We start from the raw sequence: 9,860 nt of genomic DNA, 5'->3' as shown, positions 1-9,860 counted from the left end.
GGGTTATCCTGGCCGCGCTGCCAGCGTGGCCGAGTCCGAACCGCTCATGTCGAGCGGGGTGTCGGAGCTGCTCAAGCCAAGGGGGAGACGTCTTGCGTATCGGGGAAATCACGATCGGTGCACTCGATGAATGGGTGCTGACCCCCGGCACCGTCATCTCCTGGCGCCCGACCGCCACGGCACTCGATAAAGCCCGGCAGGCGCCGGTCAGCCCGGTGCCGGTCAGCTACATGCAGCGCCAGCATCTTCGCAACTATCACGAGCAGACCGCCGCGGGGCTGGGGTTCTCCCGCCAGATCATCGCCAGCTGTGAACTGCCCGGCCAATGTGACGTCGCCGCAATGAATCACGCGCTCAACGCGTACCTGCGCCGGCACGATACGTTCCGCAGTTGGTTCGAGGACACCGGCGACGGGGAATTCGTCCGGCGCAGCCTGAGTGATCCCGCGGACATCGAATTCGTGCCGGTCGACCACGGTGAAATGACGGTGGAGCAGATACGCGAGCACGTCACCGCGATACCGAATCCCCTCGAATGGGGTTGCTTCACTTTCGGGATCGTCCAGAGCGCGGACCGTTTCGCGTTCTTCGCCGCGATGGATCATGTGCACGGGGACGCGACGCTGATCGGCACGACGATGCTCGAGGCCAACGGGATGTATACGGCGTTGAGCCAGGACGGCAAGCCCTTCGAACTCCCCGCCGCCGGCAGCTTCGACGATTTCTGCTCCCGGGAACGTGAGTACACGTCGGGATTGACCCTGGATTCGCCGCAGGTCCGCGCGTGGATTGACTTCGCGGAGAACAACAATGGGAGCTTCCCGGAGTTCCCACTGCCGCTGGGCACCCGATCGGATGCGACCCGCAGCGAGATGACCTCCGAACTGCTGATGAGCCCGGAGCAGGCGGAGCGATTCGAAGCGGCCTGTACGGCGGCCGGCGCGCGTTTCGTGGGCGGCTTGTTCGCCTGCCTGGCTCTCGTCGAACACGAATTCACCGGTGTCCTCACGTACTACGGACTGACACCGCGGGATTCGCGGACCGCCTCGGACAATTTCATGACGCAGGGCTGGTTCACCGGCCTCATCCCGATCACCGTGCCGATCGCTGCGGCGTCCTTCGCGGATGCCGCGTGGGCGGCGCAGACCTCGTTCGATTCAGGCCTGGATATGGCCAAGGTGCCGTACTACCGGGTTCTGGAATTGGCGCCGTGGCTCAAGTGGCCGCAGGCGAACTTTCCGGTGTCGAACTTCTTACACGGCGGTGCGGCGCCGCTCAACGCGATCCTGGCCGCTGCCGACCTGGGACTCGCGAACAACATCGGGATCTATCCCGACGGTCGGTATTCGTATCAATTGACGATCTACGTCTTCCGCTACCGGGAGGGCACGATGATGGCGATCATGCACCCTGATAATCCGGTCGCCCGAAAATCGGTCGCCCGCTATATGGCGGCGATGCGCTCGGTCTGCATCCGGGTCGCCGACAGCGGGCACTGGGGACGCGTCGCATAGTGACGGGGCCGATCGGAGCGGGGACGACATGCGACGCCTAGCGAATTTCGTGGTGCGCTGGCCCTGGGTGGTGATAGCCGCCTGGATCGCCGCTGCGATCGCCCTGCCGCTGACCCTGCCCTCCCTGACGGTGATGGCGCAGCAGCACCCGCTTGCCATCCTGCCCGCCGATGCGCCGTCGAGTGTCGCGGCCCGGCAGATGGCCGAGACGTTTCAGGAGGCCGGTTCCGACGACCTGCTGCTGGTGGTTCTGACCGACGACAACGGGTTGGGTCCCGACGACGAGGCCGTCTACCGCAAACTGGTCGCCGCACTGCGCGCCGACGAACACGACGTGGTGATGGTGCAGGATTTCGTCAGCACGCCGCCGTTGCGTTCGATCGTGACCAGCAAGGACAACAAATCCTGGGTGATTCCCGTCGGCGTCGCCGGCGAGTTGGGAACGCCGCTGTCCTACAACGCCTTCAACCACATCGGTGACATCGTCAAGGGCATCGTCGCGGAAACCCCGTTGACGGCGAACCTCACCGGCCCCGCCGCGACCGTCGCCGACCTCACCGTTGTGGGCGATCGGGATCGGACGGTGATCGAATTGGCGATCACCGTTCTGGTACTCGTCGTCCTGCTGGTGATCTACCGCAGCGTGGTCACCATGCTGCTGCCGTTGATAACCATCGGGGTCTCGGTGGTGATCGCGCAGGCGGCGGTGGCCGGATTCTCCGAACTGACCGGATCCGGCGTCTCCAATCAGTCCATCGTCTTCCTCAGCGCGATGATCGCCGGCGCCGGAACGGACTACGCGGTCTTCCTGATCAGCCGCTATCACGACCATTTACGGACCGGCGCCGAGTACGACCGGGCGGTGACCGAGGCGATGGTCTCGATCGGCAAGGTGATCGCGGCGTCGGCGGCGACCGTGGGAATCACCTTCCTGCTGATGAGATTCGCCCGGATGGGTGTGTTCAAGACGGTCGGAACGTCCTCGGCGATCGGTATCGGCGTCGCATTCCTGGCCGCGGTCACGCTGCTGCCGGCGATCCTCACGGTCGCCGGTCCCCGGGGCTGGGTCAAACCCCGTCGGGAACTCACCGCGCGGTTCTGGCGGCGGTCGGGCATCCGGATCGTGCGGCGGCCGAAGCTGCACCTAGTGGCGAGCCTGCTGGTGCTGATGGTGCTGGCCGGTTACGCGGGGCTGGTGCGGTACAACTACGACGACCGCAAGGCGCTGCCGTCCACCGTCCCGAGTTCCATCGGCTACACCGCCCTGGAGCGGCACTTCCCGGTGAACCAGCTGATCCCGTCGTACATCCTCATCCAGTCACCGCAGGACCTGCGCACGCCGCAGGCGCTGGCCGATCTGGAGCAGCTTGCCGATCGGGTCAGCCAGCTGCCGAACATCGCCGCGGTCAGCGGCGTCACCCGCCCCACCGGCGTCGTACCCGACGAATTCCGGGCCACCTACCAGGCCGGCGCCATCGGCGCGTTTCTGGGCGACGGATCCGACCAGATCAACGACCGGACCCCTGACCTCAACCGGCTGGTCGACGGGGCGGACACCCTCGCCGACAACCTCGCCGATGTGCGCACCCAGATCAGACAGTTCAGCGCCGGCATCCAGAGCGTGGTGGATTCCTTCTCCGCGATGCGCGGGCAGTACAGCGGCGACACCCTGGTCAAGGAGGTCGACACCGCAGCCAAACTGGTCGACCACGTGAACTCGCTCAGTAACGCCATGGGCTGGAATTTCTCGGCCGGCCGGGACATGTTCACCTGGATAGGTCCGGTGCTGGCGGCACTGCAGGCCAACCCGGTGTGTGACGGCAGCGAATCGTGCGTCGCCACCCGCGGACAGTTCGAGCGGATGCTGGAAACCAATGATCGCGAAGACCTCGACGCGATCGGCGACCTGGCCCAGCAGTTGCAGTCCTACCCGGACCGGAAGTCGCTGACCGGGTCGATAGACCGGGTGCGGGCCGCGCTGACGAACCTCACCAGGGTGATGCACTCGATGGGCATGGATCGGCCCGGCGGGCTGCAGGGAAACCTGAACCAGATGCGAACCGGTGCGGATCGGTTGGCCGGCGGCAGCAGGCAGGTTGCCGACGGTGTGGAAGAACTCGTGAGCCGCGTCAAGGAAATGGGCGTCATGCTCGGCGACTCGGCGATGTTCCTGCTGATGCTGAAACAAGAAGCGGCGCAACCGACGATGGCGGGATTCAACATCCCGTCGCAGATACTGCACTTGAAGCAGTTCAAAGAGGCCGCCAGGATGTTCATCTCGCAGGACGGCCACTCGGTGCGCTACATCGTGCAGACCAGGCTGAATCCGTTCAGCAGCGCGGCCATGGATCAGGTCGACGCGATTCGCGCGGCAGCCCGGGGAGCGCAACCGAACACCGCGCTGGCGGACGCCACCGTGACGATGGCGGGATACCCGGTCAGTCTGGCCGACACCCGGGATTACTACCGGCACGACATCCGATTCATCATCGCGGTGACCCTGGCCGTTGTGCTGCTGACCTTGATAGCACTGTTGCGCGCGATCATCGCGCCGTTGTATCTCATTGCTTCCGTGGTGATTTCGTATCTGTCAGCACTGGGAATCGGCGTCGTGGTGTTCCAATTCATTCTGGGTCAGGAACTGCACTGGTCAGTGCCGCCGCTGGCGTTCGTGGTGCTGGTGGCGGTGGGGGCCGATTACAACATGCTGCTGGTCTCACGATTACGCGACGAGTCGCCGCACAGCGTTCGCTACGGGGTCATTCGCACACTGGGGTCCACCGGCGGCGTGATCACCGCGGCGGGCCTGATCTTCGCCGCGTCGGTGTTCGGCCTGCTGTTCTCCCACATCGGCACGGTGGTCCAGGGCGGTTTCGTGATCGGCGTCGGGATCCTGCTGGACACCTTCCTGGTGCGGACCGTGACGGTTCCCGCGATCGCCGCACTGCTCGGGAAGGCGGCGTGGTGGCCGTCGCGCCTCGGGGCCGGATCCGCGGTGTCGCCGTCGACCGGACACGGCGGATGAAACATGTTGGCGACCAGGAGGTGATCTGTGTGACACTGCAGAGCGAAGCCGAACGGCTGGGGGTACGGATGAAGAAGCTACTGGCAGGGGTGACCTCGCTGGTGACGGTCTGCGCCGCAGGCTGCTTCGGCGTCGGGTCTGCGACCGGCGACGACACGCCGACCGACGACACGCAGACTCCGGGGACGGCGACCGGCGGGACCGCGTACGCACTCGGGGGCGCCCACGTACTCGGCATCCCCTATGACGAGTACATCCGCCGTGAGGGCGACGAGTGGTTTCCCGGCTTGAAGCGACAGATCGTCCGCTACCCGGCGGGGCAGGTCCAGGGCCACGTGCTGGAACGGCTCTTCCCGGGCATCGGCAAACTCGACGAGAGCTTCCCGGGTCTGGGCGTCAACGGCCCCAGCATCGGCGAGTCGGTCGACGAGGGGGAGGGCAACCTCGACGCCGCGATCCGCCGGGGCGGCCCGGGCACCGCCATCGGCCTGTCGGAGGGTTCGCTGGTGCTGGAGGCCGAACAGGCGCGCCTGGCGAACGACCCGACCGCCCCACCCCCGGACCGGCTGAGCTTCGCCACGTTCGGCGATCCGATTGCGCGCCACGCGTTCGGGCAGAGCTTCCTGACCGCGATGTTCCCGGTCGGCAGCGTCGTCCCGGCAATGGATTACCGGATCCCACCGCCGTTCGAGAGCCAGTACGACACCAAGATCTTCGTCTCCGCCTACGACTCGATCGCCGACTTCCCGGACCGGCCGGACAACCTGTTCGCCCTCGCCAACACGCTGCTGGGGCTGGCCACCGGTCATACCGCGGTGGCCTTCACCAACCCGAGCATGGTGCCGCCGCAGAACATCCGGACGACGGTCAACTCCCGCGGCGCGACGACGACGACCTACCTCATCCCGGAGAAGCACCTGCCGCTGGTGATGCCGCTGGCGTACGTCGGGGTTCCCGAGGACACGCTGAACCAACTCGACGCGATCCTGGCCCCGCGCGTCAATGCCGGCTATTCCCGCAACGACGACCCGGCCACCGCGCCGATCCAGGTCGACCCGGTGAACGGTTTCGACCCGGCCGCGGTCACCGCACCTGCCACGCAGGCGACGTTCGGCGGTGGCGCCGATCCGTTCTCGCAGATACTCAACGGTGCGATGTCGGTGTTGTCCGGCGGCATGGGCTCGCCGGAACGTCAGCAGACGGAGCCGGGTAACTAGTGCGGATGCGAACCAACATCTGATGGCGCAGTCATCGCTGATCTCAATCCTGCACGGACGCGCCAGCCTGCGGCCCGATGACGTCGCCTTCACCTTCACCGATTACCAGCGCGACGTCGCCGGTGTTCGCGAGAGCGTCACCTGGTCGCAGTTGGCGCGCCGAACGCTGAACATGGCACGTGAACTCCGCCTGCACGGGGCGGCCGGAGACCGGGCGGTGATCCTGGCACCCCAGGGCCTCGACTACGTCGTCGGATTCCTGGGAGCCCTGCAGGCCGGACTCATCGCGGTCCCGCTTCCGCTGCCGTATCGCGGAGCGAGTCACGAACGGGTGGGTTCAGTGCTTGCCGACACGGCGCCCGTCGTCGTTCTGACGACGTCGGCGGTCGCGGCGGAGGTGGGCAATCACGTCGATCAGTCACGGGTCGACACCGCGCCGAAGATCGTCGAGATGGATCGGCTGAATCTGCACGCCGACGGTGGAATCGGCACTCCGGCAACCGATCTGCCAGACCTGGCGTATCTGCAATACAGTTCCGGGTCGACCCGTTCGCCGACCGGCGTGATGATCACGCATCGCAACGTGACCGCGAACTTCGACCAGTTGATGCGCGGCTACTTCACCAACACGAAGCTCCCACCGGACACCACGATGGTGTCGTGGTTGCCGCTGTACCACGACATGGGGTTGATGCTGGGAGTCTGCGCACCGATCCTGGGCGGCTTCCGCTCGGAACTGTCCGATCCGGTCGCATTCCTGGAAAGACCGGCCCGCTGGATGCGATCACTGGCCGAGAATCCGCACGCGTGGTCGTCGGCGCCCAACTTCGCCTTCGAGTTGGCCGCCCGGAAGACAACCGACGCCGACCTCGCCGGACTCGATCTCGGCGGGGTACTGGGCATCATCAGCGGCGCCGAACGTGTCGAACCGGCCACCCTGCAGCGGTTCGTGGATCGATTCGCGCACTTCAACTTTCGAGACGACATGATCCGCCCGTCCTATGGCCTGGCGGAGGCGACCGTCTTCGTGGCGACCGGTTCCTGGAGTGAATCCTCGCCGGCGGCGCACTTCGATCTCGGAGACCCGTCCGCGGCCCGGGTCACGCGGTGCGCGGAGGGGACCGGCACCGCACTGGTCAGGTACGCGGTGCCGCACTCACCCGCGGTGCGGATCGTCGACGGCAGCACGCAGCGCGAACTCCCGCAGGACGCGGTCGGTGAGATCTGGGTGCACGGCGACAACATCGCGGAAGGCTACTGGCGCCGACCGCCGGCCGAGCAGCAGTGCTTCGGCGCGACACTCGCCGACCCGTCACCCGGTACGCCGGCGGGGCCCTGGCTCCGAACCGGCGACCTGGGGTTCATCTCCGGGTCGGAGCTGTTCATCGTCGGCCGCATCAAGGACCTGGTGATCATCCGCGGACGCAACTACTACCCCGAAGACATCGAGGCGACGATCCGGCAGATCACCCACGGCCGGGTCGCGGCGATCGCGGTGCCACTGGACGGCACCGAGCACCTCGTCGCCATCGTCGAACTCAAGGAACCGGACGGTGCCGATCAGCAGGCGGCGACCTGGCTCGACGGTGTCAAAACCGACGTCACCTCGGCGATCTCCACCGTGCACGGGTTGAACGTCGCCGACCTCGTCCTGGTCCCGGCCGGGTCCATCCCGACCACCACAAGCGGCAAGATCCGGCGCGCCGCCTGCGGGGAGCGGTACCGCCGCGGTCAGTTCACCCGATTGGACGCCTGACCAAGCGACCGAGGGGCTGGGTGTAATGCGCGGCGACCCGCTGCGCCCGACTCCGCCGCGCTTGCGATCGCCACGGCACGCGTCTGGGAGGATGAGGGGCGTGCAAACCGCTAGCGCTTCGAGTACCGGCACGGTGTCGCGGGAGGACTTCCGTGCGCTGGCCGCCGAGCACCGCGTGATTCCGGTGACCCGCAAGGTGCTGGCCGACGCCGAGACACCACTGTCGGCGTACCGCAAACTCGCCGCCGGCCGGCCCGGCACCTTCCTGCTGGAGTCGGCGGAGAACGGCCGCTCGTGGTCGCGGTGGTCGTTCATCGGCGCCGGGGCGCCGTCGGCGCTGACCGTGCGTGACGGTGAGGCGGTCTGGCTCGGTGCGGCACCGCAGGGCGCCCCCACCGGCGGGGACCCGCTGATCGCGCTCCGGGAGACGCTGAGCCTGCTGCACACCGTCGCACCGCCCGGGCTGCCGCCGCTGACCAGCGGGATGGTCGGGTTCTTCGCCTACGACCTGGTGCGCCGACTCGAGCGGCTGCCGGAACTGGCGGTCGACGACCTCGGGTTGCCCGACATGCTGCTGCTGCTGGCGACCGACATGGCCGCGGTCGACCACCACGAGGGCACGATCACGCTGATCGCCAACGCGGTGAACTGGAACGGCACCGACGAGCACGTCGACGAGGCCTACGACGACGCGCTGACCCGCCTGGACGTGATGACCGCCGCGCTGAGCCGGCCGCTGGAGTCGACGGTGGCCGCGTTCAGTCGCCCCGATCCGCACTATCGCGAGCAGCGCACGCCTGACGAATACGGCCGGATCGTCGAGCGGCTGGTCGGCGACATCGAAGCCGGTGAGGCCTTCCAGGTGGTGCCGTCGCAGCGTTTCGAGATGACCACCGACGCCGACCCGATCGACGTGTACCGGATGCTGCGGGTCTCCAACCCCAGCCCGTACATGTATCTGCTGCAGGTGCCCGCCGACGACGGAGCCGAGGTCGCGTTCTCGATCGTCGGCTCCAGCCCGGAGGCACTGGTCACCGTGCAGGACGGGCGGGCCACCACCCACCCGATCGCCGGCACCCGGTGGCGCGGCGCGACCGAGGCGGAGGATGAGCAGCTGGGTAAGGAGCTGCTCAACGATGACAAGGAGCGGGCCGAGCACCTGATGCTGGTCGACCTGGGCCGCAACGACCTGGGCCGGGTGTGCGTGCCGGGCACCGTGGAGGTCCGCGACTACAGCCACATCGAGCGTTACAGCCACGTCATGCACCTGGTGTCGACCGTCACCGGCGAGCTCGCCGACGGCAACACCGCGCTGGACGCGGTCACCGCCTGCTTCCCGGCCGGCACCCTGTCGGGGGCGCCGAAGGTGCGGGCGATGGAGCTGATCGAAGAGGTCGAGCAGACCCGGCGCGGCCTGTACGGCGGGGTGGTCGGCTACCTGGACTTCGCCGGCAACGCCGACTTCGCGATCGCGATCCGCACCGCGCTGATGCGCGACGGCACCGCCTACGTGCAGGCCGGCGGCGGGGTGGTGGCCGACTCCAACGGCCCCTACGAGTACACCGAGTCGTCGAACAAGGCCCGAGCGGTGCTCGCGGCGATCGCGGCGGCGGAGACGCTGACGGTGCCCGGCCGCGATGGGTGAGTCCGACGGCCGGCGTGCCCTGCGGGTGGCCCAACTGCTGCTGCTGGCCGCGGCGGGCGGGCTGTGGGCCGCGGCGCGGCTGCCGTGGGTGGTGATCCGGTCCTCGGACGGCCTCGGGCAGCCGCGGCAGGTCGCGGTCACCGGCGCATCCTGGTCGACGGCGCTGCTGCCGCTGGCACTGCTCTGCCTGGCGGCGGCCATCGCGGCGGTGGCGGTCCGCGGCTGGAAACTGCGGCTGCTGGCGGTGCTGACAGCCGTGGCGAGCCTGGCCGGCGGCTACCTGGCCGTCAGCATCTGGGTGGCCCGGGACATCGAACTTCGGGCGCTGGACATCGCGGGCGTCCCGCTGACCGCACTGCTGAGCGCTGAGCGCCGCCCGACCGGCGCTGTGCTGACGTTGGTAGCCGGGGTCTGCGCGATTATCGGCGCCGCGCTGCTGATGCGTTCGGCGTCGGCCGGCGCCGCGGCCACCGCGAAGTACGCCGCCCCGGGGGCGCGCCGGTCGGCGGCCCGGGGTGAGGGGGCGGAATCCGCCGGCCCGGCCGCGGAACTGTCCGAACGGATGATCTGGGACGCCCTCGACGAGGGCTGCGACCCGACCGAACGGACGTCCGACGGTGCCGCCGATGAGGGCCGGTGACACCGAGCGTCGTGACGGTCGTTACCCTTTCGATCAAGGTCAACCGAATGCGGGAGAGGAACC

Annotated in this window: 6 protein-coding genes; all 6 read left to right on the top strand. The window is 67.8% G+C overall.

Annotated features, from left to right (window positions below; all coding sequences use genetic code 11):
- The first annotated feature begins 92 nt into the window (after positions 1–92).
- The 6 genes from KIH27_RS11865 (at position 93) to KIH27_RS11840 (ending at position 9,797) form a co-directional block, all read left to right on the top strand.
- On the top strand, positions 93–1,514 hold the full coding sequence (locus tag KIH27_RS11865; RefSeq protein ID WP_214093150.1) for a condensation domain-containing protein: 1,422 nt from the start codon (positions 93–95) through the stop codon (positions 1,512–1,514).
- 28 nt (positions 1,515–1,542) lie between these two features.
- A complete protein-coding gene (locus KIH27_RS11860; RefSeq protein WP_214093149.1) occupies positions 1,543–4,539 on the top strand; it encodes an MMPL/RND family transporter in 2,997 nt (998 codons plus the stop codon).
- Between the two features lie 68 nt (positions 4,540–4,607).
- A complete protein-coding gene (pe, locus tag KIH27_RS11855) occupies positions 4,608–5,756 on the top strand; it encodes an acyltransferase PE (RefSeq protein ID WP_214093205.1) in 1,149 nt (382 codons plus the stop codon).
- Positions 5,757–5,778: 22 nt separating this feature from the next.
- Positions 5,779–7,512 (top strand): AMP-binding protein, encoded by a 1,734-nt coding sequence (locus KIH27_RS11850; RefSeq protein WP_214093148.1) that lies wholly within the window; start codon positions 5,779–5,781, stop codon positions 7,510–7,512.
- Between the two features lie 91 nt (positions 7,513–7,603).
- On the top strand, positions 7,604–9,157 hold the full coding sequence (locus KIH27_RS11845; RefSeq protein ID WP_214093147.1) for an anthranilate synthase component I: 1,554 nt from the start codon (positions 7,604–7,606) through the stop codon (positions 9,155–9,157).
- Positions 9,150–9,797 (top strand): TIGR02234 family membrane protein, encoded by a 648-nt coding sequence (locus tag KIH27_RS11840; protein WP_214093146.1) that lies wholly within the window; start codon positions 9,150–9,152, stop codon positions 9,795–9,797. The genes KIH27_RS11845 and KIH27_RS11840 overlap by 8 nt, the downstream gene beginning before the upstream one ends.
- The last annotated feature ends 63 nt before the right edge of the window (positions 9,798–9,860 follow it).

This window comes from Mycolicibacter acidiphilus (assembly GCF_018455725.1).
Classification (GTDB): domain Bacteria; phylum Actinomycetota; class Actinomycetes; order Mycobacteriales; family Mycobacteriaceae; genus Mycobacterium; species Mycobacterium acidiphilum.
This window is presented reverse-complemented; position numbering and strand designations above follow the sequence as displayed.